Genomic DNA, 26,143 nt, shown 5'->3' on the forward strand with positions numbered 1-26,143 from the left:
GTAGACAATGCATACGCAAAAAAGCAGCCTATGCACCCAGACATAGCCTGCTAGACGATACTATTCTGCCTCGAAATAGCCATCGCAAAAAATTAGCAAACTGAAAGAAAGATCTGACTCCATGCAAAGCATGATTACAGTGGCGGGACCGTGTTGGGATTGAACCAAACTTCCATTTTTCAGTTGTCTGTGAACGGTTTTCTATCTATTGTCATCTTAGGCTAAACTCTCTAGTTTTTCAAGTTTCTAAGAAAATCTTTAATAACGGACTAAACTCGTTCGGAATTAACTGAGTCATTGCCATTTCAAACAATATCTCTGAGCAAGGGCTAATAAGTCAAAGAGTATATTCCCGATAAAACTCAGTAAAACGATGCCCGCATACAATGCAACATAATCCGACTTGAACCAACTATTCATAATAAAATAGCCCAGTCCCCATTGGGTAACATAGTTCTCTACAAAGAATAAAGTGGCCATACTCGTCCCTAAAACGAGCTTAAGAGCTGTAAACAATTCACTACCAAGTGCCGGCAAAATAATATAAACCAAGCGCTGCCAGATTGTAAAGCCAAATTGCTTAGCTTGCCAAGTATAATTTTGTGGCAACTGTTGAAGTGTATCGCGCAAAGGAATATAAATATAAAAAGCCGCCACTGCAATCATTAAAGCCACTTTCGATTGTTCGCCTAAACCTAATAAAAGTAGAAATACTGGTAGAAAAGCTACTCTAGGTATTGGATAAAATAAGTAAACAATTGGTGTTAATAAACAATCAACTAATGGAATACTACCTGCCAACAAGCCCAACCCGGCTCCAATGAGCACAGTACCTAACATCGCCCACATAATGCGTAGCAAGCTGGCGATTACATGTTGAGTCAATTGACCGCTCAGCATATTTTCCAATAAATAGCGAAAGACAGCAATCGGATCCGGCACAATAAAAGCTTGTAATTGCTCATGAAGTCCTGCCCACATCAGTAATACAATAATGATCGCATAGAGTCGAGTTAATCGTTTGCGAGTCATGGTCAACACCCCCTCCTCCTAATAATTGGCGGAGTTTTACTTGTTGTTCAAAAAAATGCGGGCTTTGTCGGTAATTGGGACTGCCAACATGGCTATTTGTCAATTGAGCTAATAGCTGCCCTTCGTGTAATACTAACACTTCATGACCTAAATATGCTGCTTCTTCAATACTGTGGGTTATCATGACAATCGTTACTTGGTTTTGGCTTTGCAGTTGCAGTAAAACATCTTGGATTTTTTCTTTAGTAAAGGCATCCAAAGCTGAAGTTGGTTCATCTAATAAAAGGTAACGTGCATTCTTTAATAATAGCTGACCCAGAGCCACACGCTGTTGTTGACCGCCACTCAGTTGATGAGGGTAGTGTTTAAATAGAGCATTAACTTCTAACTGCCCTGCTATGGCTATAGCACGCTGATGTTTTTCAGTTTTCGTTAACTTGAGCCCCGCTTGAGCTAATAAGAAATTTTTACTCACTGTGTGCCAAGGGAACAACTGATAATCTTGAAACAACATCCCAACTTCTTCCATGCTAAGCGAGGGTTCGATCTTGCCATGACTCAACTCTTGCCAGCCGGCTAGAGCATGCAACAATGTGCTTTTACCGCTACCTGATGGTCCGATCACCACTGTAATTTTCTGCTGCTTTAGTGCAAAGTTTAAATCATCCAGAATAATTTTAGAACCCGCTGCCACTTGCAAGTCGCTGACACTAATCTCCACTGACATAATCCTTCACAACTAATTCATCATAGGTTACTGAAATTTTCTGGTCTAATAATGTTTCAACCCATGCGCGCGCTTCTTCCACATACTCTTCACTCGGTACGCGCGTTAAATGATATGTTGGTAAAATAATATCATCTTGGATTGCAGCATCTAGACCTAGACGTTCAATCAACAAAGCTCTGACTGCATCTTCTTGACCTTTCATCGCTTCAACCGCAGCATTATATGCTTCATGGAAAGCGGCTACTATTGTTGCATCATTTTCTAACGTTTCTTGGTTAAAAATCATGACATTTGGAGAAAAATCTTGCGATTCGTTGATTAGTATTTTGTCTAAGCCTTGTGCTGCTGCATTTGTGGCCATTGGTTCTGGTAAGACCGCCATATCCAACTCACCTGCTAATAACATTTGGATACGCAATGGTACTTCTGCTATAAATTGTTTATCTAACACATAATCTGTTAAAAATAAGTCCGCGATATAGTTCGTTACACTGATTTCCATTAAGCCAATTTTTACTTCCTCACCACCATCATACTCTGGGGACACAACAATTGGAAAGACACCATCGGTAGTCGTTGTGATCGCTCCAGCATCTGAATTATTTTCTCGGGCAATGATAAATTCAACTAAACTCGCCATGTAAACATCAATTTGTTGAGTTTGAGCGGATGATTGTTGGTTCATTGCATTTGTAAATAATTCCACTTGGACTGAAATGCCAGCTTCTTCAAAAAGACCATATTCATCGGCCCAAAAAATAGGCGCTGAGTCTGTTGCGGGCATCACACCGACTAATAAATCGACCGCTGTTTCCTTCCGCTCTTCCTGAGCCTGTACCTTTATTCCGTTGATTAATACACTACTTGAAACTAAAAAAGCTATCATAAATCCTTTGATAATCTTATTCATCTTATCTTCCTCCCTTTAATTTGTGACAAGATTCACTTGACATATGGTTAGTTTAACATAGCTTGAAATTCATTAATAGCGTTTTTTTAATGTTAGGCGCTCCTTTTTGAAGTTTCTGAAGGATAGACTCTACATGCATGAAGAAAATTTCTTTATCGCTTGCGTGCATTAGTGAGTCGATGGATGAAATTTCACTAAAATAAGTCTATTTACGGTTTTTGTGCGATTTGGACCCTCGTTTTTGCCGCGAGGGGCTTTGAGGGGAGCTGGAGCATGTCTCTCAGTTTGCGAGAGACTTTGGAGAAACGATACGCTGAACGAATTACAAAACTTAGTAAATCAACATAAATCTTATAATCCCTAATATAAAAAGAAAGCCCCAGCAAATCATCTGATTGCTGAGGCTGTTGTTTAACGATTCTGTTCAAGTAGTTGATTATATTGCGATTGATACAATTGATAGTAGAGACCGCGCAACTCAAGTAATTCTTGATGACTTCCGCGTTCCACAATACGTCCCTGTTCAATATAGAAAATTTGATCACTGTTGCGAATGGTTGACAAGCGGTGGGCAATAATGAAAGATGTACGACCTTTCAAGAGCTGTTGCAGACCTTCTTGTAACAATTCTTCTGTTTCCGTATCAATACTGCTAGTTGCCTCATCTAGAATTAAGATGCGCGGATTGGCAATAATGGTACGAGCGAACGCAATCAATTGGCGCTGACCAGCAGATAAAGTACTTCCGCGCTCTTCAACTGCCGTGTAATAACCATCTTTAAGATTCATAATAAAATCATGCGCGCGCACTGTTTTCGCAGCCGCAATCACCTCTTCCTCCGTTGCATCAAGATTACCGTAACGAATATTATCGATAATGGTTCCTGAGAAAATAAAGGTATCTTGTAACATTACCCCCATTTGCTTACGCAAGGATTGCATGGTGATGTCTCGGATATCATAACCATCAATTTTAATGCTACCTTCGTTAATGTCATAGAAACGACTCAATAAACTGATAATGGTTGTTTTACCTGAACCCGTTGGCCCTACTAAAGCGACCGTTTTACCAGGAGGCATCTCAAATGAAACGCCATCCAGAATATTCTTTCCAGGCTCATAGCGGAAAATCACATCTTCAAATTTAATATGACCTTCAATCGCTGGTAATGGTTGAGCTTCTGGTGCGTCAACAATCAAAGGCTGCTCGTCTAACGTTTCAAAGATACGTTCTAGATAAGCTGACGCTGTAATTAAGTTATTGTAGAAGTTTCCAATATTAATGATCGGATTCCAAAAGTTATTCACATACGCCACAAAAGCGATCAATGTTCCGGTTGATACATCGACACCAATCTGACGAATCCCTACAAAATAAATTAAGGTTACAGTCAGAATTGAAATATTCTCAACGATCGGCCACATTAAGAACTGAATTTTCACAGCTTTCATCCAGTGGCTTCTATTTTCCTCACTGATGCTCGTGAAAATTTGATGGTTCACTTCCTCACGGGCAAATGATTGCGTAATACGAATCCCAGCAATACTCTCATGAATAAAAGCATTCAGCGTTGATTGTTTATTACTCAATTGCTGATAAGCTCGACGCTGTGAATTTTTCAACCACAACACCAATAGAAACAGCACTGGTAACAACGCTAAACTATATAACGTTAAGCGCACATCAATCATCAACATGATGGCTAATGTAAAGAATAAACTGAATAAGTCCGAGACTAAGTTAATCACACCATTACTCAACAAATCACTCAAGGTATTAATATAGTTCACGACACGAATTAATATTTTGCCATGAGGACGACTGTCAAAATACGAAAACGGTAGCGTCTGCAAATGTATAAATAAATCAGAGCGCATATCTTTTAGTGTATCTTGACCAATTTCGGTTATCGCATAAATACGGTAACGCATGCAAAGCCCAATGATAAACAGGGTTATGCCGAATAGTACGCCGTAAAGTAATAGGCGAGGAATATCCTCAGCAGGAATGACCACATCAATGGCACTACGTGTTAATAAAGGTCCGATTAAAGCCGCTATGTTGGCAATCATAATTGTAACTAGCACTTTTAAGACTGCTGAACGGTAAGGCGTTAAATACTTGGCGACACGTTTTAAGTCTGAAAATTTAAACTCTTGTTCGAGCTCTTCGTCATCTTCAATACGTTGACGTGTATACACTTTTTCTTCTTCCGTTAGATTTTCTTGTGCTGTAAAATTTTCTGGATCTGTTACTTTTTTCTTTTTAAACATCTTCACACCTCCGCCCATTAAGAGCTGGTTGTTTCAGTTAAAGTTGAAACAACCTCATCTTCAGCAATTTCCATTCCCAATTGTTTCTGGTAAAGACGGTAATAACGTCCTCTTTGCGCAATTAATTGACTATGCGTACCACGTTCAACAATCGAGCCTTTGTCCAACATTAAAATTAAATCTGCTTCACGAACAGATGAAATACGGTGGGCAATGATAAAGGTCGTGGTTAATTCAGTCACTTCGCTCAGTCCCTGTTGAATCTTCGCTTCTGTTTCCATATCAACTGCTGATGTCGTATCATCTAGAATCAGAATACTTGGCACTTTCGTTAAGGCACGGGCCAAACTAATTCTTTGTTTCTGTCCGCCGGATAAACCAACACCACGTTCGCCGACTATCGTACCGTAACCGTCTGGCATTCTTGAAATAAAAGCATCTGCGTCCGCGACAGCAGCCATGCGTTTAATGTTTTCTTGGCTCGTATAAGGGTCTCCGAACGCAATATTATCCGAAATTGTATTCGAGAATAGGAAGACATCCTGCATGACCATCGAAATATGGTTTCTTAGAAAACGTACGGGATATTCTTTGATGTTATGTCCATCAATTAGGACCTCCCCTTCGGTAGCATCATAGAATCGGCCAATCAAGTTCACTAACGTCGACTTACCTGACCCAGTTTCACCAATAATACCAATAGTTTGACCCACTTCTGCCTTAAAGCTGACGTTATTCAATACAGCAAAATTAGGATCATCCGCAAATTTGAAAGATACATCTTTAAATTCAACTTGCCCTTTTACCGCTGGAATATCTTCATGAGCCGACACTGGTATACGGGATTGAGTGGTTAATAAATCACGAATTTTAATACAAGCTGCTTGGAATCTTTGCACATCATTTAAGAGCCAACCACTCATTCGCATAGGGTTATTCAGCATCCACAAGTAACTATTAAAAGCGACTAAATCACCGATTGAAATTGATCCTCTAATAACCAAGTAGCCCCCTAAAACGAGCGTGATGACACTCAAGCTACCCGCAAATCCTTCTAACCAAGGCATAAAACGACGGGTTACATCCGCCGAAGCTAAATTCTTTTGTTTAAAATCATCGTTATGTAAATCAAACTTTTCGACTTCAAATGCTTCTTGGGCAAAGGCTTTAACCACACGGTTGCCTCCAATGTTTTCTTCAACCATTGAGTTCAGGCGAGAAAAACTTTCGCGAATATCGAAGAATTTCGCGCTGCTCTCTTTCACTAAACGGCGTGCAAAGATAAAGATTAAAGGTGTGACTGCTACCAATGCGATCGTCAACGGAATGTTGATGGCGCCCATCGCGATGATGGCACAAACAAACCACACCACACTTTCAACAATATTGTAAGAAACCCAACCAATAAAATGACGAATTGCATCGGTATCTCCTGTCATTCGTGCCATAATATCTCCGACACGGGTATGATTGAAATACTCAAAGTCCAATTCACTCACTTTATGGTATAAATCTTGACGTAAACGGAAAAGCGAATTTTGAGATATTTGTTCAAACATCATTTGATATGTGTAGCGCACAACTGTTCGAATTAAAGCGGCTGCTACCATTGTCAGAATAATAGGAATTAATAATTGCCCTTGGTTTGCGTAGATGACCTGATCTACAATTAAACCAATTAAATACGGATTGACTAAAAACAAGCCCGAATTGACCAGTAACAGTAGGCTAGCGACAAGCATTCCACGCCAATTTGGTTTGACATATGTCCAAGCCCAACTAAAATTATTCATTTTACACCTCGATTTCTTAAAACCACTGCGACATGACAACTTATTGTTAATTACAAAAACGCTTACATTTAATTAACAATCTTCTGGCAATATTCTTATACCATCAATGATATAGTTTAAAGCTACCGCTTCCAAATGTCACGCATTATGTTTCAATTTTCAAAAGTATTTTTATCCGCTGCTGAGTCGTCTATACATGTTTTTAAATTTACTTTCTTTTCGTAATTCATTTCATTATTTTTTTTCGTTTTATGTGGCTTGTTATTATTTCCGTTGAAAAAAACCTTGCTCTTTTGGTTAAGCAAGGTTAGGGGGTTTAGTTGGGGAGGTCGACGAGTTGGATGGTTTGGTTTTGGTAGGTGGCGAGGTGTTGGACGTTGTGTCGGCGTAACATGGCGTAGGCGTCGGTGAAGTGTAGTTGGTAGTCCGCTGCCACGTGAGCATCTGAGCTGACGGTAAAGAGTTTGCCGCCTAGTTGTGTATATAGGGCAATGGCGTAGTCATAGAGGTGGGCACTGTCGTAGCGGTACATGCTACGGGTGTTGAGTTCGAGTGCTTGGTCTTGTTCGATCATTTTGTTAAAGATTTGTGTTAGGACGGCTTCTTTGCGTTCTAGGTCTGTTAGTTGGACGTTGTCATAGCCGCGTAAGCCGAAGTCAAAGTGAGCGAGGACATTGGCGTAGGGGGCGTGGTTGACAGCTTCTAACATGAGGTCAAAGTATTCGTCTAGGTGGGTGTTGAGTGGTTTGGTGTCGTGATTCAGGGTCATAAAGCCGTGGCGCCCGTTATGGTGAATGCTGAGTAATTGGATGTCGTAAGTTTTGTCAGCTAGGAAGTCTTCAATGCGGTGGCGATCAGCGTAGGTGAAGCCTACTTCGATGCCTTTGAGTAATCGGTTGTCATATTCGGCATTGAGTTGGTCTAGCTTTTGAACGTAGCCTGTGTAATCCGGGATAACATTGGGTATGGCTTGTGCTGAGCTAAAGAAATCAAGGTGTTCAGTCGTCACGACTGGTAAATCTGATTGGTCCAAGTAGTTTTCAAAAGTCTCTGAAGAATCCGGTGAAAAATAAGTGTGCAAATGTTGGTCATAATAACGCATAATAAACTCCTTTTTATTAGAATCTCAAATACTGACTAACTTTAGTATAACGGAAGTGGAAGATATTTTCTTACAAAGGGCATCGAGAAAGCGTTTACTATGTCGATTTTGTTTAGATAATGAATTAAAGGGGACCTGCTGATTTTTAATAGTATAAGGGATTATAGGCATTATGTTGATTTAACGAGGTTTGTGCTTCACTCAGCTTATTGTTTTCCAAGGCGGTGGTCGCTTTCAAAGCCTCACTGACGTTCGTGCTTTTCCAGCTCAATCGGCTAGGCTATGTCTAATTCGCTTTGCTCAAAGTCAGAGCAAGTTGCGCCGATGGCCCTTGATACCGCTTTGGAAAACAAGTCGCTGCGCTACGTTAAGTATTCCATCAAAAGTAAAGCTATACGATCAAGTTAAAACTACTAAACGGATTTTAAAGGCCCTAGTTTTTTAAGGTTTATTCTAGCTTTAGACCAAACGTTATGCTACACTATTGTTCCTTAAAATGACTTGAAAGGTGGCAATGAATTCATGATTGAATTACAACAGATTCAAAAGAGTTTTAAAGTGGCTAAACGATCAGCTGGTTTCTGGCAGACAAGTAAAGCCTTGTTCCATAAAGAGTACACTCAAATTGATGCTCTCAGTGATATTTCCTTCAATATCCAACCTGGCGAAATGGTCGGTTATATTGGGCCGAATGGCGCTGGTAAAAGTAGTACCATCAAGATTATGAGTGGTGTGCTTGTTCCTGATAGCGGGAGTTGTGTCATCAACGGCCTGACACCATGGAAAAATCGCAAGGAACACGTGCGCAATATTGGCGTGGTGTTCGGTCAACGTTCACAGCTGTGGTGGGAAGTACCAGTAATTGATTCGTTTGAATTACTACGGGACATCTATGACATTGATCAAGCCGCTTACCGCCAAAAGCTTAATGAGTTGAGTGAGCGTTTAAACATTGGCGATTTGCTTACCACTCCGACGCGCCAACTGAGTCTAGGTCAACGAATGCGTTGTGAAATCGCAGCTTCTCTGCTGCATTCTCCTTCGCTCTTATTTTTAGATGAACCCACGATTGGTCTGGATGCCCATTCCAAAATAGCTCTTCGTCAATTTATTCAAGAGCTGAACCATGAACATCAAACCACCATTATTCTAACCACCCATGACATGCACGATATCGAAGCACTGACCGAAAGAATTCTGTTAATTGGTAAGGGTCGCATTCTATTAGATGGTTCATTGAAAGAGCTTAAACAGCGGCAACAAGACCACACACAGATTGTCATTGAAGCTGTGCATGGCAACTTCCAAGCCCAAGCTGGAATGACTTTACTGGAACAAACAGCCGGTCATTATTTAGTCGAAGTCGATACGCAACAACTTTCGCTAGCTAAAGCGATTGAAAGCTTAGCAAAGCAACTCGAGGTAACTTCCTTAACGGTCAAGCAGCCGACCGCTGAAGAATTAGTCGTTAACCTCTACCAGGAGTTTGAAATATGAAAGCCTATTTGAGTATCTTTCGCGTTCATTTCATTAGTGTGCTTCAATACCGTTCGGCTGCTTTCGCTGGTATTCTCACACAATTTGCTTGGGGCTTTATGTTAGTTTTAATGTTTAACGCATTCTATCAAAGTAATCCAAGTGCCTTTCCCATGGGCTTAAGCCAAGTAACAGATTATATCTGGCTCCAACAAGCATTTCTCAATTTATTCGCTGTCTGGATTTTCGACAACAGTATCTTTACAAGTGTGACGGATGGGCAAATTGCTTACGAACTAGTGCGACCACTCAGCCTGTATAAACATTGGTTTGCGAAGACGCTAGCTTTTCGCTCAGCACGCACACTCTTACGTTGTTTCCCGCCTTTAATCGTGGCCCTTTTCTTACCAGAACCTTATGGTTTATCTATCAGTCAACATTTACCTTTATTTCTACTCACGATGTTATTAAGCACTTGCTTAGTCATCGCTTTTTTGATGTTAATTTATATTTCAACTTTTTATTTATTATCCTCAACCGGCATACGCACACTCGTGATGACCATCGGAGATTTTCTAACAGGCGGCATTATTCCTTTGCCTTTCCTTCCAGATTCTATTCAACACGTAATAGAATTAACGCCTTTTGGTCTAATGCAAAATGTACCACTGAGAGTTTACAGTGGTGACATCACAGAGTGGACCATTATCTTTCCACAACTATTCTGGCTCATCACATTGATTGTATTCGGCCAACTATTTATGAAAAACGCCTTAACACGCGTCGTTATCCAAGGAGGTTAAGCATGAAATTATATGGACGTTATTTAAAAATCCAACTCAACAGTCAATTACAGCATAAAGCCTCTTTCTTAATGCTCCTTTTCGGCCAGTTTCTTGCCACCTTCACTTCTTTTCTAGGCGTTTACTTTATGATGCACCGTTTTTATCAAGTGGCAGACTTTACCTTATCTGAAGTGCTGTTAAATTTTTCAATTGTCGCCTTCGCCTTTGCGACCGCTGAACTATTCGCCCGAGGCTTCGACAGTTTTGCGCAAATTATTAGTAACGGTGAATTCGATCGCATGCTTGTCAGACCTAAGAACCTATTTATTCAGATTCTCGGTTCTAGAATGGAGTTTTCGCGAATCGGCCGTTTAATTCAAGCCGTATTACTCTTTATCTGGGCCGTTACCAACAGCACCATTACCTGGACCCCAGCCAAAATATTAACCATCATCTTCATGTGGTTCGGCGCTACTATCGTATTCGCAAGCCTGTTTTTATTGTATGCTAGCCTCTGCTTTTTTACCTTGGAGGGTTTAGAATTTATCAACATTCTAACGGATGGCGGGCGTGAATTTGGCCAGTATCCCTTCTCAATTTACGGGGAATTCGTCCTGAAATTTCTGACATTTATTGTGCCACTGGCTTTAGTTCAATATTACCCTTTACTATATTTAACTGACCGTAGTGATCAGCTCTACCTTATGTTTCTACCTTTAGTCGCGACTTTATTCGTATTTCCCGTTTATGGTTTTTGGCGCTTTGCTTTAAAACATTATCAATCAACGGGTTCTTAAAGCACAAGCATCGCGTTCTTATCAAAGAAACTCAGACGAGTCTGGGGGAATCGACTAGATTAGGCCTAAACTAGCCGAAGGTACAGGGGAATCGACTAGATTAATGGCTTTTATAGCCGATAGTCCGAGGGAATCGACCAGATTAAGGCCTAAACTAGCCGAAGGTACAGGGGAATCGACTAGATTAATGGCTTTTATAGCCGATAGTCCGAGGGAATCGACCAGATTAAGGCCTAAACTAGCCGAAGGTACAGGGGAATCGACCAGATTAATGGTTTTTATAGCCGATAGTCTGGGGGAATCGACTAGATTAAGGCCTAATCTAGCCGAAGGTCCTGGGGAATCGACTAGATTAATGGCTTTTCTAGCCGAAGGTACAGGGGAATCGACCAGATTAATGGCTTTTCTAGCCGAAGGTCCTGGGGAATCGACCAGATTAATGGCTTTTCTAGCCAAAGGTCCTGGGGAATCGACCAGATTAAGGCCTAAACTAGCCGAAGATCCAGGGGAATCGACTAGATTAATGGCTTTTATAGCCGATAGTCCGAGGGAATCGACCAGATTAATGGCTTTTCTAGCCGATAGTACAGGGGAATCGACCAGATTAAGGCCTAAACTAGCCGAAGGTACAGGGGAATCGACCAGATTAATGGCTTTTCTAGCCGATAGTCCAGGGGAATCGACCAGATTAAGGCCTAAACTAGCCGATAGTCCAGGGGAATCGACCAGATTAAGGCCTAAACTAGCCGAAGGTACAGGAGATTCAATCAGCAAGCGCCTACCACTTTAGAAAAACAACAAGCTGAAAGTAGTACAAGCCTTGCTAAATCAACAAAAGCCTATAATCCCTTATATAATAAAAACTTAAGCATAACCTCGACCTGCTTTGCGGCCAGTGAGATTTTCTTACTGGCTATTTTATAAGCAACTTTAAGGTTTATATTGATTTAGCTCGTTCTATTTTTTTGCTGGATTTGGGCCATACAGGTTGATCCGCATATTTTTTAGCTATGCGCCAATTGATACTGAGCGTTGGGGGAATACCGTTAGTCGATTTATCGTGATTATTTCTTAAACTTTTAATAGTATTAATATCGGTCATTGTTAGCATCCTTTTCTACCTCCAAGTAAAAGTAACTTTAGAGGATAAGGGGATAGCTAACAAGGCCTTTTTTGCCTACAGAGTTATGTACAAATGTTCTGCAAACTTATGTACTTTTATTTTGCTATTAACAACTGGCTTTTCAAAAAATACTTTTTTTCTTACAAAAAATTATTTTCACCTCCATAAACTTTCATTTAATTGACACAATTAAATCCAACTAACCTCAATATTTATCATTTAATTACCAACAATTTATCACGACCTATTTTGTGTAATATTATATCACAATGTTATCGTCTCGCTAGTTAATATTGTTAAAAACGCTGTTTTTGCGTCATATTTTATGACATAGCAGGTGACCAAAAAGTTGTTTCTGAGATATTTACCCTCTATAATCTAACAAAATACAAAAAAATATTTCTATTTAATATTTAATAACGGAGGGAATAGTATGACAAAGACGTGGACAAAAGAGAGTATCCTAGCAGATGCTGATGAAAAAAATGTACGTTTTATTCGATTAATGTTTACAGATATCCTTGGAACGATTAAGAATGTTGAGATTCCATTGTCTCAATTAAGCAAAGCTTTAGATAACAACATGATGTTTGACGGATCATCCATTGAAGGTTTTGTCAGAATCGAAGAAAGCGATATGTACTTGGTGCCTGATTTAGCCACTTGGCTCGTCTTCGATTGGGCGATTACAGAGAACGAAACTAGCCGAATCGCAAGGTTGATTTGCGATGTAGAAACTCCACAACGTGACATCTTCGCAGGAGATCCACGTAGTAACTTAAAACGTGTACTTGAAGAAATGACTGCGATGGGCTTCAAACAATTCTATTTAGGACCCGAAGCAGAATTTTTCTTATTCAAACTCGATGATCAAGAAAACCCAACGATGCAATTGAATGACCACGGTGGCTACTTTGACTTAGCACCGAATGACTTGGCTGAAAATTGCCGCCGAGATATTGTTCTCGAGTTAGAAGCATTAGGTTTCGAAATCGAAGCCAGTCATCATGAGGTGGCGCACGGCCAACACGAAATCGATTGGAAATATGCCGATGCGATCTCAGCTTGCGATAACATCCAAACTTTCAAATTAATCGTTAAAACAGTCGCCCGTCGACACCATTTACACGCAACCTTTATGCCCAAACCACTCTTTGGTATCAATGGTTCTGGTATGCATTTCAATCTTTCACTTTTCACCTCAGATGGCAATGCCTTTTACGACCCAACTTCAACATCTGGATTGTCAGATGTAGCCATGCACTTTATCGCCGGGCTTATGAAATATGCAACAGATTTTACTGCCGTTTGTAACCCAACTGTTAACTCTTACAAACGCTTGGTTCCAGGTTATGAAGCACCTGTCTATGTCGCGTGGAGCGAAAAGAATCGCTCGCCTTTGATTCGAATTCCTGCTGCTAGAGGAAATTCCACGCGGGTAGAATTGAGAAGTGTCGACCCATCTGCCAACCCTTATTTAGCACTAGCTGTTATCTTAAAAGCTGGTCTACTTGGCATCAAAGAAAAATTAGCCACACCAGAACCTGTTGACCGTAACATTTATCGCATGACGGCCGAAGAACGCCAAGCTCATCATATCATCAGCCTACCCGGTTCTTTAAAAGAAGCGGTTGACAAGCTTGCTGCCTCACCAGATATGCTTGACGCATTAGGGCCACACATTGCGAGCAACTTTATCAAAGCTAAAAACCAAGAGTACAAAGACTTTGCCATGTATGTCTCACCTTGGGAAATTGAGAAATACTTCACCTGTTACTAATTCAAAATACAAAATATTAAAGAGATTGATAATAATTAGTTGACGTCAATTAAATACAATGATATGCTATTAAAAATAAAAAGGAATTGTGCGAGGTGCGACTGACAAGAGTACAGATTATGTCTGGAAAGGGAAAGTTGCCGAAACGATGAATCGTTGGTTGCTAATCATAATAGGTTAGTAACTGTTCAACTTAACTGCCAGTTAAGTTTGATTGTGCAAACAATTACCCGGCAAAAGAATGTTACTCGCTCCATTCCGAGGACCACAGACTTTTGTTTGTGGTCCTATTTTTATTAAACTAATTAAGGAGTGAGACACAATGACACATTTAATAAACAATCAAGGCATCCCCTTCACGAAAATGGAAGGCCTTGGTAATGACTATATTTACATTAACGATTTAGCAGAGAATTTATCGAATTTAGCTGACTTAGCAGTTGAAATGAGCGAAAGACATTACGGCATCGGCAGTGACGGCATCATCGTCCTTCGTCCCTCTTCCATTGCGGACTTTAAGATGCGCATGTTCAACTTAGACGGAAGTGAAGGCAAGATGTGTGGTAACGGTATCCGCTGTTTGGCCAAATTTATTTACGACCAACACCTTTGGTCCGATAAACATCTGACTATTGAAACCCTCAGTGGCGTTAAGCAAGTAGAACTTATTTTCAATCAATCAGGACAAGTGACAGGCGCTCGCGTCAATATGGGCCAACCGATTCTCGAGAATTCGCTCATCCCAGTCCAAACAAAAGAAGCCAATTGGTTACAACACCCATTCACTTTAGAAAATACTACCTACCAAGTGACCGCCGTATCAATGGGCAATCCCCATTTAGTCATTTTCCATCCCGAAATTTCGCAACTCGACCTACAATCGCTCGGCCCTAAATTCGAACATCATGAATGTTTTCCTGAACAAATTAATACTGAATTCGCAGAAATAATTCGCTCAGATGAAATTAATATGCGCGTTTGGGAGAGAGGCAGTGGCGAAACGTTAGCTTGCGGCACTGGCGCTTGTGCAGTTGCCGTTGCTAGCATCCTTAACGGTTTCACCGACAAGACTGTAACTGTCAATTTACTTGGTGGTTCCTTAATTATCACTTGGGACACTTCAACATCAGGCGATGTTTATATGGAAGGCCCTGCTCGCACTCGTTTTTCCGGCTCTTATTACCCAAACACCCACTAGGAGGAGTATCATGAAACCCAATATGAATTACCAGAAAATTCCCGCAAACTATTTATTCTCAACCATCAATCAGAAAGTTGAGCAATACAAGACACAGCATCCTAACTCAGATCTTATTTCATTAGGTATCGGAGATGTGACTCAGCCGATAGTTCCCGCGGTTATTGACGCACTCCATAAAGCAGTCGATGAACAGGCAAGTAGTGAAACGTTCCAAGGTTATGGTCCTGAGGGTGGTTATGACTTCTTACGCCAATCTGTCGCACAGCATGATTTCCAAGACCGAGGCCTTGCGATTGACGCTTCAGAAATTTTTATTTCCGATGGCGCCAAAAGCGATATAGCGAATTTGCAAGAGCTGTTTGAAGTGAACAATAAAATTGCAATCGGCGACCCTGTCTATCCTGTTTATATCGACAGCAATGTCTTAGCCGGACGCTTAGGCGATTGGGATGAGCAAATCGGACAATGGAGTGACTTAACTTACTTAAGCAGTAACGAAGCCAATCAATTTATTCCTGAACTTCCTAAACAAGCTGTCGATGTCATTTACCTTTGTTATCCTAATAATCCTACCGGTATGACCTTGAGTAAACCTGAATTACAAACTTGGGTAGACTATGCTTTAGAAAACAATAGTTTAATCTTATTTGACGCAGCCTATGAAGCCTATATTCAAGAACCGAATATTCCACATTCAATCTACGAATGTGAAGGCGCGACAAAATGCGCAATTGAAGTCAGAAGTTTCTCGAAGAAAGCTGGTTTCACTGGTTTAAGGCTAGGGTATACGGTCGTCCCTCAAGAACTATCTTTCCAAGGACAATGTTTGAATAAGTTATGGTCACGTCGCCAAAGCACTAAATTCAATGGCGCTCCTTATATTATTCAAAGAGCAGGTTGGGCTTGTTACCAAGAACCTGGTAACACACAAATTAACGAACACATCGCTTATTACATGGAAAATGCTCGTATCATTCGTGCAGGCCTAGAAGCAGTTGGCGCAACCGTATTCGGTGGTATTAATGCCCCTTATATTTGGTTAAAAACACCAAACCATCTGACGTCTTGGGAATTTTTCGACGCCTTACTCGAAGCGACTCAAGTTGTTGGAACACCCGGTAGTGGTTTCGGTCCTAGTGGCGAAGGTTATTTCAGATTAACCGCCTTTAATTCACGCGAGCGGACCATCCAAGCAGTTGAACGCATTCAACGTTTTTTCACTCAAGCATAACAGGCGAACGAATCACTTCGCTAACCTAAGCCTTTGAACTTCAAAATCAAGAACGTCAGCGAGTCTCTAGAAGCGACCACCGCATTGGATAAATTCAACGGCGAGCGAAATACAACCTCCATTAACCCCATAAGCTTATACAAAAACTGAGTGGCTAAACTTCGGTATTATACCGAGGTTTAGCCACTCAATGTTTTATTCAGTAGTTATTTTTATTATTAATTTTGATATTATTCTTCGTCAGAAGTTTCTTCATCTGTTGCTTCTTCTGTTGATTCTTCAGTTGTTTCTGAATCATCTTCAGCTGCTTCAAGGTTTAATGGGTACTCGTCGTTTTCAGTCCAAGCTGGTAAGTCAGCACCGTTTGAAACTTCAGCTAATTTATCAGCTACTGTTTCTGATTGGTATAACGCTACGATGTGTGCGTATAATTCGTTGTCAACGTCTGCGCCACGTGTCGCAATCACGTTTTTGTAGTCAGCTGCTAAACTTTCAATGTCATCACCATCTGAGAAGATTGCGTCATCTACTGATAAGCCTGCATCTAAAGCAAAGTTATTGTTAATGAATGCTGCTGCTACATCTGGTAATACTTGTGCTAATTGAGCTGCTTCTAATTCTTCAAACTCAAGGTTCTTGTCGTTCACTGTGATATCGTCAACTGTTGGTAAGATACCCGCTGCGTCATCAACTTCGATAACACCTGCTTGTTCTAAGGCTAATAAAGCACGTCCACCGTTTGTAGGATCATTAGGAATCGCAACTTTATCACCATCTTGTAAATCATCTAATGATTCGATTTTATCAGAGTAAGCACGTAAGGGTGCCACGTAAGTGAAACCTAATGGCGTTAAGTCTCCATCATTTTCTTCATTCCAACTATTTAAGAACGCGATATGTTGGAAGGCATTTAAGTCAGTTGAGCCATCTTGTAAAGAAATATTTGGTTGAACATAGTCTGTAAATAAGACAATTTCCACTTCAATCCCTTCTTCAGCTGCTTGTTCAACAACTACTTCCCAAACATCTGCTTCATAGTCACTTGCGACACCAACTGAAACTTTTTCACCGTCAAATTTAGCTTCTTCATCTTGCGCAAAGACGCTAACTGTTGAACCTGCTGCTAATAAACCTACTAATGTTAATGCTGATAAGCCTTTAAATAATTTTTTCATGTTAATTTCTCCTTTGTTGTTCAATTTTTTTAGTTGTTTGTTTGCTTTAAACATATCCATACCCACTACGCTAATTCATCGATTCTGTATCGATTGCCTCCTTCCATACAAAAAAGCTCACGTCCTCTATCTCAATAGAAAGGACGTGAGCTTAAACTCCGTGGTACCACCTTTGTTCGTTATTCCATCACTAGAATAACCTCATACAGTACGTTGACTCCTAGTCTTATACTGCGGCACGTTAACGGTTGCTTCCGTTCACTGTTTGTGATGACTCATTCACAGTGACCGCTCTGTGGCCATTTTCAATCGGTCAAACCTTGCTCATTTGCACCACCCATGAGCTCTCTAAGAAGGTTGATTCAATTTACTTTCCACTTCATTGCGTTTCAAATACTGGTCTATGTTTCACATTCTAAGCCATCATTTAATAATTGTCAACCTTTTTTAATCAAAAAATTAGCATTTTCTCATTTATGGTGTGCGATCGTATTTTGGCTAGGGGTTAAAGGTAGTCGTTTGCTTCCATGGATTCTTCTGGCATCATCGGATTTTCGTTCGAGTTCATACCGGGAGGCGTCGGCATATCAGTTCCTGGTTGCATCATATTGCCACCACCAGGCTGCATCATCCCACCATAGCCACCATTAGAATTGATGGTATCGGTCAGTATCAGTTCCGTTAAGTTGCCTGCTATTGAGATCGTATAGGTTTCACCAATCGTTAACTCTGGTGAACTGAAAATCAAGGAACTAAAGGTTTTATCGGCTACCCAAGATAGCATGACATTCCCTGTAGCGTCACTAATCGTTATTTCAGTCCCTGCTTCATAGGTCGTCTCTAGATTCTGTAGCACGTTGACTTGTGTCGAGTCTGAGGCAAATTCTTCTGCCATGCCACTACTACCTGAGCCAACAAGTGTTCCGCCTGTAATGGTTGTACCGCCACCCGCATCTAAAGTACCATTGCCATCATTTTCAGGTCCGCTAATCGTAATGTCACCACCATTAATGACAGTATAACCATTCGAGTCAAGGCCATCGCCGTAGGCATTGACATAAATTGTCCCACCGTTAATCAATAGTAAGTTCTCTTCGTTGACGTCAAAAGGATTAGCACCCATTCGATTTAATGAAGATTGATCATTTCCACCCGCTACGTTAAAGCCGTCGTCATCCGCAAACACTGAGATATCGCCAACGGCGTTTTAATCTCATGACCAGCATCGGTAATGAATTGCTTTTGACGATCTAAATTTTCTTGAACGGGTGCCACAATTCGCTTAGAGGAGTAGATCACCAACAACGCAATCATCGTTAGACTAGCAAACCCTATCAGCGTAGTAGCTTGCTCTGACTATGAGCAAGGCGAAGTAGACAGAGCCTAGTCGATTGAGCTAGAAAAGCACGAACTTCAGTGAGGATTTGAAAGCGACCACCACCTTAGAAAACAAGGGGAGCGAAGTACAAAGGTTATTAAATCAATCTTAAACTTAAAAAACCTTATATTAAAAAAACCGCAAGTCCCTGATAAAAGGCTTACGGAAAATAAATACTTGTTTATTTTTTCTTTGTATATTTCTTAACAGCTGGCGCAATCACATCACCCAGTAATTCAATATTCTTCATAATTTGATGATGAGGAACACCACCGAAATCCATCTGAGCAATATATCGTTGATGTTGGAAGTTTTCATGTTGATAGAGTATTTTCTCAATTATTTGTTGCGGGCTCCCAACGTTTTGGACACTGCGAACATCGGCTCCTTGAGCAAAAGCTTGCTTATTCAGACCAACACCATTCGAAATTTTAAAGCCTGCATCCCAATAAGGATACACCTCACGCATTGCAGTTTGCGAATCTTCTGCCGCATAAAACCAACCTGCAATCGCCACAGGGAAATCCTTAGGATCAAAGCCACGATGTGTTAACGCATTTCGATAAGCTTCAACAGAAACTTTAAACGATGACGCTGGACCGCCTAAAGTAGCTAAGTACATTGGCACTCCTTGTAAACCAGCTCGAATAGCACTAGCAGGCGGACCACCCACTGCACGCCAAATAGGTAAACTTCCATTTTTAGGTCTTGGTAATACTTCCGCATCCACTAAAGGTGCTCTAAATTTCCCTTCCCAGTTCACACGCTCATTTTCGTTAATCTTTAACAATAATTCAAATTTCTCTTCAAAGAGGGCTTCATAATCTCTCACGTCATATCCGAGTAAATCAAAGACACCTGTTCTTGAAGCGCGTCCACCAATAATCTCTGCACGCCCATCTGAAATTAAATCAAGTGTCGCGAAATCTTCATAAACACGCACTGGATCTGAGGTACTAATTACAGAAGCAGAGCTCGCAATTTTAATTTTATCCGTCGCTTGAGCAATTGCACTTAAAATCACCGTATGTGCTTGAGAGGCAAAATACTCTTGATGACTCTCTCCCACACTAAAGAAATCCAATCCTGCCTGTTCAGTTAATTTAGCCATTTCAATTATTTCATTTATTCTTTGTTGAGCTGAAATACGGTTACCCGTTAAGGCATCCGGAAAATGATCGCCTAGTGTATAAACCCCAATTTCCATTCCAGCTTGTTCGTCAATTCGATATTTCCCCATCCCCATTGACCGTCGCCTTCTTTCTCTAAAATATTCACTCCTTTTATTATAACACCCATTTGAACGTTTGTCTCGCTTTCGAAGTTTATAATTTAATTAATGTTAATATGTGCACCCAGATCGTGAGCATGAACATTTGAGAGGCTTTGAAAGCGACCACCGCCTTGGAAATAATAAGCTAAGCGAAGCACAAAGCGCAGTAAATCAGCACTAAACATATAAAACCTAATACAAAAAAAACACACTTAGCTCATTTAAGAACTCAAGTGTGTTTGTGAGGTTATAATGCCGAGGGCCGGAATCGAACCGGCACGGTGATCACTCACCGCAGGATTTTAAGTCCTGTGCGTCTGCCAGTTCCGCCACCCCGGCTTTAAGAACTGTGCTTTATTATTTTAACCAGTAAGAGTAAAATAGTCAAGCTGTTTTTTAAGTTTTTATTAAATTATATAATCAGTCGCTAGAATACTGTATTGTTTCAAGTCAACAAAGCGTTTTTGATTATCTAAGCCTGCTTGGCGTAGGACACCTTCATACTTTAAGCCACACTTTTCCATCACTTTTCCTGAATTTGGATTACCTAGATGATGCGTTGCGACAAGACGATTAATCTTTAACTCTTTAAATGCAAAAGAAATCACTGCCGCGAAAGCTTCACTCATTATTCCCTGACGCCACCAAGCTTTACCTAAAGCATAACCCACTTCAACTGAATGAAGTGCTTCATTGAATCTTCCTAAGCCGATTGATCCAATTGGTGCATCTGGATTCGACTTTAAGCAAATGGCCCAATTATAGCTTGTTTTATCGTCATAACCAGCCGAGACTGCTTCGATAAAAGCTTTTGAATCGGCGATTGATTGATGAGTTTGCCACGTTAAGTATTGTGTGACAGCATCATCGCTTGTCCAATTTTTATAAATTCCCTCGGAATCTGATGGTGTAAATCGTCTTAAGATTAAGCGCTCTGTTTCGAGTTGAATCGTTCCTAATTGTTCCACTTGCGGCACCTTCTTCTGTTGTTTTTTTATAGACCAATGTAACAGTTTAAGTTAGATAAAGCAAGTAGTTTCATATCCCGGCAGAAAAACTCCCTAACAGCGTGTCAGGGAGTTCGTTATTAGACTAGTAGTTTAAGCGTGAGAATAAATTTTCGAAATAAGTAGTAGTTTCTGGACGGCCTTCTAGTCCATAGCCAACGTAGCCTACTTCATTCATACTCATGTTATGGTATTTATTTAACGCATAAGCGCCATAGGCTTGGCCAAAGGCTTCAAGTTCTGTGGCATAGTAAGAGCCAGCTTGATTCCATTCGTTATTAAAAATAGTTTGCCATTCAGCCGTTTTAGATAATTGAGTCGAATTATTTAAAGTTTGGTCATAAAGAACTGTTGAGAAATCAACTAAATGACCCAATTCATGGTAAATTAATCCTAAATTCGCTACTGTGTCTTGTGAGAAGAATAACTCAAAACGACCTGTTGCGTAGGCAGCGATCGTTGAAGTGCCATTCCAACTGTTCGGCATGTCTGATTGTGGAACAATAGTGACACTTTGAATCAGTGATTTCAATGATGTTGGAATCGTATTGAGCACTTGTTCAATCGTCGACTTCATTTTCTCAGTTCGGCCATTCACAGTCGCATCCTCTGAATACTCAACCGTCAGCAAATCACCTTCTGTTAAAGCATTATTATAACGTGTAATGAAGCTATAATAGTTTGCATTCAGATTCGCGAGTGCAAGTTCGGCGTCTTGGTAGGCTTGCGTGCCTGGTTCAAGTGCCGCGAGTATTCTTTCTGCTCTTACTTTATTGGCTTTTACATCCGCCAACATCGCTGGTGTGTAAACTTGATACAGTTCACTCACTTCATACAAGTCTTGCGTATATTCTTGGTTAAACATATGATCAGCCTTGAATTGAATATCATAGGCTAAATTATTAATTAAAGCCGATGCATTGAAATGCGCCAACATATCCGGTGTCATATTCGCTGGCACCAAGACTTCAACACGCGAATCACCCGCATTATACAGATAGCTACTTACATAAGTCGTCGCATCTCGGAAATTGTCTTTATCCATCACTTCGTAAATCGTTCCATGATTCGTCACAATATGCGTATAATGTTCTGACAGATCATACAGTGTATCACTGGTTAACGTATCTAAATCGATCACAATTCGATCGCTCGGTAATTCTGCATCCACAATTGTGTAATCTACTTGATGGAAATTTGAGCTATCCGTATCGGCAACAGGGGCTTTCTTCGTTCCAATCTCTACAATATGTGTGACAGGAGCAGTGGTGACTTCACGCCCAGTCTCTGTACGGCTAATTTCTTCGCCATCGACATAAGTGACCGTCTCCGTAATGGTTTCAATACCTGGTACACCCTGTTGAACAATCGTTGTTTGACCTTCTAATAAGTTAGGGTTTTGACGTTCTTCCATTTCAAAAGGTAGCTCATTAGTCCTTGTTTCAGTTTTTATTTCTTCATTTGGCACTACTTTAGTCCCAACTTCAACGACTTCGTCAACAGCTACTTGCGTCACAACGCGATTCAATTCTACACGTTGAACTTCTTGTCCGTCCACATATGTAACGGAATAAGTCACTGTTGTGATGCCATTAACGCCTGCTGTTATAACTTGACGGTGTCCTACTGGTAATTCTGGATTTTCTTGTTCAATTGTATTAAAAGGAATTGGTTCCGTTTCTTGAACTGTTACAACTTCTTCAGTTGGTTCTTCCGGTTCTTCTTCTACTTTTGTACCCACTTCAATTATCTGAGTAACTGGAGCTTGAACAATTTCACGCGCTACTTCAATTGTTTCCGTCAATACACCATCAATTAATGTCTCTTGATAGGTAATTTCTTCCAAGCCATTCTGACCTGCTTGTACAACTCTTTGTTCACCTTCAGGTAAGTTAGGATTTTCTTTTGTTTCCGTCGTAAAGGCTACTTCAATGGTCTCCGTTCTGATCACCGTTTCTTTAACCGGTTCTTCTTCTACTTTCGTACCAATTTCAATAATTTCAGGAATTGCTTGGAGCGTGATGACTTCATTCACTAATTCACGTGACACTTCTTTTCCATATTGATACGCTACATCATACGTTAAAGTCTTCAGACCATTTTGTCCTACTTGTAAAACGTTTCGAACCCCTTCAGCTAATTCCGGGTTCTCACGTGTTTCTGTCGTAAAAGCGATTGTTTCTTCGACGGTTTGAATTTCAGACTCATGAATAGGTTTAGTCCCAACCGTTACCACTTCATAAACTGGTTCAACTACTTCGGTACTCACTTCAGTGCGCGATAGTTCAATGCCTTGATTATCTAAGACAACTTCATAAGTTGTACGCTGCATACCATCCGTGCCAACTACATTTACTTCATAATAGTCTTCATAAAGCGATGCGTCCGTGATTTGAATCGTACCGTGTAAAGTGGTGGTCGTCACAACAACCGTCTGTAGAGTTCCCGGTGCAATTTTAGTCCCCACTCGAACCACACGTTCCATTTCTTCCTGTAGAATACTTTCATTCATCTGCGAGTCGACTAAGACACCATCGTGCGTTACTTCAATCGTAGTACGAGTGACAAGACCATCTTGGCCTTCTTGCTCAACAATTTCAGTACCTTCCGCTAATGTATTGTCGTAAATCACACGTGTCGCAAAACCCTGTTGAATCGTATCGGTCGTCGTACTTGTCACCACTTGGATATCAACGCCAGGTGTTACTTCATCTACCCAAACCGTTTTAAAAACAGGATTGCCCTCTTCATCTAAAACTGGGTTGCCTTCTTCGTCTAATTCCGGCTCTTCAACCGGCACTTGAGTCACAACGTCTTCACCCGGAATTACATCTTCTTCGACAGTTGTTTGACTATCGATAAGTGTTGTTTCACCCTCCGTGACTTCTTCGCCACTACGACCTTCTTCAGCTGGAATTTCTTGTTCAGCGACTACTTCTACGACTGGATCTAAAACTTGGTGTTCCTCAATCACTTCTTCTGTTATGTTAGGTTCCTCTGGTTCTGTCGGTTCCTCTGGATTAGTTGGTGGCGTTGGTGTTTCAGGTTTTGTCGGTTCCTCTGGATTAGTTGGTGGCGTTGGTGTTTCAGGTTCTATTGGTTGAACAGGTACTTGAGGCTTGGTAGGTGCTATAGCTACCTGTTCAGTATTATTAGACACTGAACCAATTTCATACAAGTCGCCAAATGTTAAAATATCCCCTACTAAAATTAAATTCTTTTCTTCAAGTTGGTTCGCTTTAGCTAATTGATCTTCATCGACCTCAATAGCAGCAGCAATCGCACTCAGCGTATCGCCCCACTGAATAATATAAACTTCAAGTCCTGCCTTTTCTTGACGTTCAATTTCTTTCCGAATATCTTCAACCGAATTTTCTTTCCATAATAAACTCACTTTACTCAAAGCAAGTTCTAACTCTTCCATTACTTGCTTATCTATTAGTGCCTCTTCTTTGCCTTCAAAATCACTTGCCCAATTCGATGCAGTAACGAAAGCAATTAATTGGTTGTCTGGGGTTGCGACAACTTCAGCTAAAGGTGCAAATGTTAAAGCGCCCATTAAAGCAACCGCTATCCAAGCACCGCCTTTAATTTTCTTTAACACCTTATTTCCAGTCTTTCTCATATCGGTCCTCCTCTTAATCTAAACTTCATTAAAACCACCCATTTAAATATAGTTTATAGATAATTTAAATTTTTCTCAAACATTAAGACTCGTTCCGAAATCGAGACAAATGTTTATTTATAGCCTTTTTATTCACAAAATTAAACGCTTCGTCTGTTTCTTCTTACTGATTCCATATTATGTTTACTTCCTGTAGGTCTTGTCTTTACAAACAAACCTAACATTCAAATGTAATTATTTAAAATTTCACGTATTTCCACTTTAACTTTAAAAATAGGTACGAATAATTTTCTCAAAATAGTCATTCAGATTGCATTCGAAACAATGCATCGAAAACACTTGGAATATGTCTGATTTATTTAAAGCTGGTTTAGCTTCTACCATATTTCAAAAATTTTATTCCTATCAACTCGCGTAGCTTACGATGATGGTTTTCTAAAAACGACTACCGCTTTGAAAAACAATCAGCTGAGCGAAGTACAAAGCTTGGTAAATCAACATAAAACGTATAATCCCTTATACTACAAAAAAGAGTTCTTTCCCAATCGAAAGAACTCACTAGTTAATTATTCTTATGCCTGATTCGCTAAGCTCAAAGCACCTGTAATCCCTGCATTATCGCCTAAGCCAGGTAGCACAATATATTCATCTAATGTTGGATAATCGACATACTCCGCCATCAATTGCTCATACTGTTCTTTAATTTTATCCAACATGCCGGGAACTTTCATATTACCCCCACCAATCACAATTCGCTCTGGACGTAAAATTAACGTGTAATCAACCAAAGCTTGGCCGAGATAATTCGCAACATAATTCCACACTTCATGATCTGCCGCAATCTCTTTACCAGACACACCTAAACGACCGTCTATCGATGGTCCTGCAGCCATACCCTCCAGACAATTTCCGTGATAAGGACAAAAGCCAGCGTAGTGGTCTTCAGGATGTGGGTGCACAATCACATGGCCCATTTCTGGGTGCCCGATACCTTCTAGTAATTGACCATTCACTAAAGCACCAACGCCTACACCCGTTCCGACTGTCATGTACAACATATTATTGAGCCCTTTAGCAGCACCTAAACTTGCTTCACCTACCGCTGCCGCATTCACATCCGTTGTCCAAGCCATTGGAATATCATAGCGTGCTCTCATTGCAGATAAGAAATCGAAATTCTTCCACCCTAATTTAGGCGTCGATAAAATATAACCATAACGCGGTGAACTTTGACGCACTTCGATTGGTCCGAAAGATCCAATACCAATTGCCTTTAATTCATCTTGATATTGATCGAAAAACGTAAACACATGCGCTAAGGTCTCTCCTGGCGTTGTGGTTGGGAAAGAGACTCTTTCAATGATTTCATTCTGTTCATTGCCGACAGCACAGACGAACTTTGTGCCTCCTGCTTCTATTGCTCCTACTTTCAACTGATCACTCCTTTTTGA

General features: G+C 40.5%; 21 protein-coding genes, 1 tRNA gene, 2 riboswitches and 1 other annotated feature. Of the genes, 7 read left to right on the top strand and 15 right to left on the bottom strand.

All coding sequences use genetic code 11. From position 1 onward, the window contains the following. Nucleotides 1-51 precede the first annotated feature (51 nt). Nucleotides 52-201, bottom strand: a riboswitch (adenosylcobalamin (AdoCbl) riboswitch). A 93-nt stretch (nucleotides 202-294) separates the two neighbouring features. From GF867_RS05310 to GF867_RS05335, 6 genes are all read right to left on the bottom strand, one after another. Further along, nucleotides 295-1,032: an ABC transporter permease gene (locus GF867_RS05310; RefSeq protein ID WP_153832072.1), complete on the bottom strand. Its 738-nt coding sequence runs from the start codon at nucleotides 1,030-1,032 to the stop codon at nucleotides 295-297. Beyond that, a complete protein-coding gene (locus GF867_RS05315; RefSeq protein WP_153832073.1) occupies nucleotides 962-1,759 on the bottom strand; it encodes an ABC transporter ATP-binding protein in 798 nt (265 codons plus the stop codon). The genes GF867_RS05310 and GF867_RS05315 overlap by 71 nt, the downstream gene beginning before the upstream one ends. Then, nucleotides 1,743-2,672: an ABC transporter substrate-binding protein gene (locus GF867_RS05320; RefSeq protein WP_153832074.1), complete on the bottom strand. Its 930-nt coding sequence runs from the start codon at nucleotides 2,670-2,672 to the stop codon at nucleotides 1,743-1,745. Before GF867_RS05320 ends, GF867_RS05315 begins: the two co-directional genes overlap by 17 nt. Before the next feature lie 411 nt (nucleotides 2,673-3,083). Next, on the bottom strand, nucleotides 3,084-4,946 hold the full coding sequence (locus GF867_RS05325) for an ABC transporter ATP-binding protein (protein WP_153832075.1): 1,863 nt from the start codon (nucleotides 4,944-4,946) through the stop codon (nucleotides 3,084-3,086). A 17-nt stretch (nucleotides 4,947-4,963) separates the two neighbouring features. Next, a complete protein-coding gene (locus tag GF867_RS05330) occupies nucleotides 4,964-6,739 on the bottom strand; it encodes an ABC transporter ATP-binding protein (protein ID WP_153832076.1) in 1,776 nt (591 codons plus the stop codon). A gap of 316 nt (nucleotides 6,740-7,055) precedes the next feature. Then, entirely contained in the window at nucleotides 7,056-7,841 is a 786-nt protein-coding gene (locus GF867_RS05335; RefSeq protein ID WP_153832077.1) for a PHP domain-containing protein, read from the bottom strand. A 522-nt stretch (nucleotides 7,842-8,363) separates the two neighbouring features. Between GF867_RS05335 and GF867_RS05340 the strand changes: the two genes are divergently transcribed. The 4 genes from GF867_RS05340 to GF867_RS05355 all read left to right on the top strand — a co-directional run bounded on the left by GF867_RS05340 (nucleotide 8,364) and on the right by GF867_RS05355 (nucleotide 11,689). After that, a complete protein-coding gene (locus GF867_RS05340) occupies nucleotides 8,364-9,338 on the top strand; it encodes an ABC transporter ATP-binding protein (RefSeq protein ID WP_153832078.1) in 975 nt (324 codons plus the stop codon). After that, complete coding sequence (locus tag GF867_RS05345) at nucleotides 9,335-10,120, top strand: ABC transporter permease (protein ID WP_153832079.1); 786 nt, start codon at nucleotides 9,335-9,337, stop codon at nucleotides 10,118-10,120. Before GF867_RS05340 ends, GF867_RS05345 begins: the two co-directional genes overlap by 4 nt. A 2-nt stretch (nucleotides 10,121-10,122) precedes the next feature. Continuing rightward, the gene (locus tag GF867_RS05350) at nucleotides 10,123-10,899 is read left to right on the top strand and encodes an ABC transporter permease (RefSeq protein WP_153832080.1); all 777 of its coding nucleotides are present in this window, start codon (nucleotides 10,123-10,125) and stop codon (nucleotides 10,897-10,899) included. Between the two features lie 103 nt (nucleotides 10,900-11,002). Continuing rightward, nucleotides 11,003-11,689, top strand: coding sequence for a hypothetical protein (locus tag GF867_RS05355; RefSeq protein WP_153832081.1), 687 nt, complete (start codon nucleotides 11,003-11,005; stop codon nucleotides 11,687-11,689). Nucleotides 11,690-11,836: 147 nt separating this feature from the next. On the opposite strand, the gene GF867_RS05360 is transcribed toward GF867_RS05355, so the two are convergent. After that, nucleotides 11,837-12,001, bottom strand: coding sequence for a hypothetical protein (locus tag GF867_RS05360; protein ID WP_172972602.1), 165 nt, complete (start codon nucleotides 11,999-12,001; stop codon nucleotides 11,837-11,839). A 454-nt stretch (nucleotides 12,002-12,455) separates the two neighbouring features. Here GF867_RS05360 and glnA point away from each other — a divergent pair, with 454 nt between their 5' ends. From glnA to GF867_RS05375, 3 genes are all read left to right on the top strand, one after another. Further along, nucleotides 12,456-13,802, top strand: a complete 1,347-nt coding sequence (gene glnA, locus GF867_RS05365) for a type I glutamate--ammonia ligase (protein ID WP_153832083.1) — start codon at nucleotides 12,456-12,458, stop codon at nucleotides 13,800-13,802. Between the two features lie 82 nt (nucleotides 13,803-13,884). Continuing rightward, nucleotides 13,885-14,030, top strand: a riboswitch (Lysine riboswitch). Nucleotides 14,031-14,124: 94 nt separating this feature from the next. Continuing rightward, a complete protein-coding gene (dapF, locus tag GF867_RS05370; protein WP_153832084.1) occupies nucleotides 14,125-15,000 on the top strand; it encodes a diaminopimelate epimerase in 876 nt (291 codons plus the stop codon). A gap of 10 nt (nucleotides 15,001-15,010) precedes the next feature. Further along, on the top strand, nucleotides 15,011-16,234 hold the full coding sequence (locus GF867_RS05375; protein ID WP_253940749.1) for an LL-diaminopimelate aminotransferase: 1,224 nt from the start codon (nucleotides 15,011-15,013) through the stop codon (nucleotides 16,232-16,234). A gap of 230 nt (nucleotides 16,235-16,464) precedes the next feature. On the opposite strand, the gene GF867_RS05380 is transcribed toward GF867_RS05375, so the two are convergent. The 8 genes from GF867_RS05380 to GF867_RS05410 form a co-directional block, all read right to left on the bottom strand. Then, on the bottom strand, nucleotides 16,465-17,409 hold the full coding sequence (locus GF867_RS05380) for a MetQ/NlpA family ABC transporter substrate-binding protein (RefSeq protein ID WP_153832086.1): 945 nt from the start codon (nucleotides 17,407-17,409) through the stop codon (nucleotides 16,465-16,467). A 136-nt stretch (nucleotides 17,410-17,545) separates the two neighbouring features. Further along, nucleotides 17,546-17,801 (bottom strand) — a binding site (T-box leader). A gap of 113 nt (nucleotides 17,802-17,914) precedes the next feature. Then, nucleotides 17,915-18,595: a hypothetical protein gene (locus tag GF867_RS05385; protein WP_153832087.1), complete on the bottom strand. Its 681-nt coding sequence runs from the start codon at nucleotides 18,593-18,595 to the stop codon at nucleotides 17,915-17,917. Beyond that, entirely contained in the window at nucleotides 18,565-18,723 is a 159-nt protein-coding gene (locus GF867_RS13685) for a hypothetical protein (RefSeq protein WP_172973962.1), read from the bottom strand. Before GF867_RS13685 ends, GF867_RS05385 begins: the two co-directional genes overlap by 31 nt. A 245-nt stretch (nucleotides 18,724-18,968) precedes the next feature. Continuing rightward, nucleotides 18,969-20,033, bottom strand: a complete 1,065-nt coding sequence (locus GF867_RS05390) for an LLM class flavin-dependent oxidoreductase (RefSeq protein ID WP_216650265.1) — start codon at nucleotides 20,031-20,033, stop codon at nucleotides 18,969-18,971. Nucleotides 20,034-20,313: 280 nt separating this feature from the next. Continuing rightward, a tRNA-Leu gene (locus GF867_RS05395) sits at nucleotides 20,314-20,399 on the bottom strand. Between the two features lie 68 nt (nucleotides 20,400-20,467). Further along, complete coding sequence (locus tag GF867_RS05400) at nucleotides 20,468-21,028, bottom strand: GNAT family N-acetyltransferase (protein WP_216650266.1); 561 nt, start codon at nucleotides 21,026-21,028, stop codon at nucleotides 20,468-20,470. A 124-nt stretch (nucleotides 21,029-21,152) separates the two neighbouring features. Continuing rightward, nucleotides 21,153-24,692: a G5 domain-containing protein gene (locus GF867_RS05405; protein ID WP_153832089.1), complete on the bottom strand. Its 3,540-nt coding sequence runs from the start codon at nucleotides 24,690-24,692 to the stop codon at nucleotides 21,153-21,155. Nucleotides 24,693-25,264: 572 nt separating this feature from the next. Beyond that, nucleotides 25,265-26,125, bottom strand: coding sequence for an ROK family protein (locus GF867_RS05410; RefSeq protein WP_153832090.1), 861 nt, complete (start codon nucleotides 26,123-26,125; stop codon nucleotides 25,265-25,267). Nucleotides 26,126-26,143: the final 18 nt, after the last annotated feature.

It is taken from the genome of Fundicoccus ignavus (assembly GCF_009659375.1).
Taxonomy (GTDB): Bacteria; Bacillota; Bacilli; order Lactobacillales; family Aerococcaceae; genus Fundicoccus; species Fundicoccus ignavus.

What these genes read in the sequence shown, in the direction of transcription:
- GF867_RS05310 (WP_153832072.1), bottom strand. Translation starts at nt 1,032, where the DNA reads ATGACTCGCAAACGATTAACTCGACTCTATGCGATCATTATTGTATTA.
- GF867_RS05315 (WP_153832073.1), bottom strand. Translation starts at nt 1,759, where the DNA reads ATGTCAGTGGAGATTAGTGTCAGCGACTTGCAAGTGGCAGCGGGTTCT.
- GF867_RS05320 (WP_153832074.1), bottom strand. Translation starts at nt 2,672, where the DNA reads ATGAATAAGATTATCAAAGGATTTATGATAGCTTTTTTAGTTTCAAGT.
- GF867_RS05325 (WP_153832075.1), bottom strand. Translation starts at nt 4,946, where the DNA reads ATGTTTAAAAAGAAAAAAGTAACAGATCCAGAAAATTTTACAGCACAA.
- GF867_RS05330 (WP_153832076.1), bottom strand. Translation starts at nt 6,739, where the DNA reads ATGAATAATTTTAGTTGGGCTTGGACATATGTCAAACCAAATTGGCGT.
- GF867_RS05335 (WP_153832077.1), bottom strand. Translation starts at nt 7,841, where the DNA reads ATGCGTTATTATGACCAACATTTGCACACTTATTTTTCACCGGATTCT.
- GF867_RS05340 (WP_153832078.1), top strand. Translation starts at nt 8,364, where the DNA reads ATGATTGAATTACAACAGATTCAAAAGAGTTTTAAAGTGGCTAAACGA.
- GF867_RS05345 (WP_153832079.1), top strand. Translation starts at nt 9,335, where the DNA reads ATGAAAGCCTATTTGAGTATCTTTCGCGTTCATTTCATTAGTGTGCTT.
- GF867_RS05350 (WP_153832080.1), top strand. Translation starts at nt 10,123, where the DNA reads ATGAAATTATATGGACGTTATTTAAAAATCCAACTCAACAGTCAATTA.
- GF867_RS05355 (WP_153832081.1), top strand. Translation starts at nt 11,003, where the DNA reads ATGGCTTTTATAGCCGATAGTCCGAGGGAATCGACCAGATTAAGGCCT.
- GF867_RS05360 (WP_172972602.1), bottom strand. Translation starts at nt 12,001, where the DNA reads ATGACCGATATTAATACTATTAAAAGTTTAAGAAATAATCACGATAAA.
- glnA (WP_153832083.1), top strand. Translation starts at nt 12,456, where the DNA reads ATGACAAAGACGTGGACAAAAGAGAGTATCCTAGCAGATGCTGATGAA.
- dapF (WP_153832084.1), top strand. Translation starts at nt 14,125, where the DNA reads ATGACACATTTAATAAACAATCAAGGCATCCCCTTCACGAAAATGGAA.
- GF867_RS05375 (WP_253940749.1), top strand. Translation starts at nt 15,011, where the DNA reads ATGAAACCCAATATGAATTACCAGAAAATTCCCGCAAACTATTTATTC.
- GF867_RS05380 (WP_153832086.1), bottom strand. Translation starts at nt 17,409, where the DNA reads ATGAAAAAATTATTTAAAGGCTTATCAGCATTAACATTAGTAGGTTTA.
- GF867_RS13685 (WP_172973962.1), bottom strand. Translation starts at nt 18,723, where the DNA reads ATGATTGCGTTGTTGGTGATCTACTCCTCTAAGCGAATTGTGGCACCC.
- GF867_RS05390 (WP_216650265.1), bottom strand. Translation starts at nt 20,033, where the DNA reads ATGGGGATGGGGAAATATCGAATTGACGAACAAGCTGGAATGGAAATT.
- GF867_RS05405 (WP_153832089.1), bottom strand. Translation starts at nt 24,692, where the DNA reads ATGAGAAAGACTGGAAATAAGGTGTTAAAGAAAATTAAAGGCGGTGCT.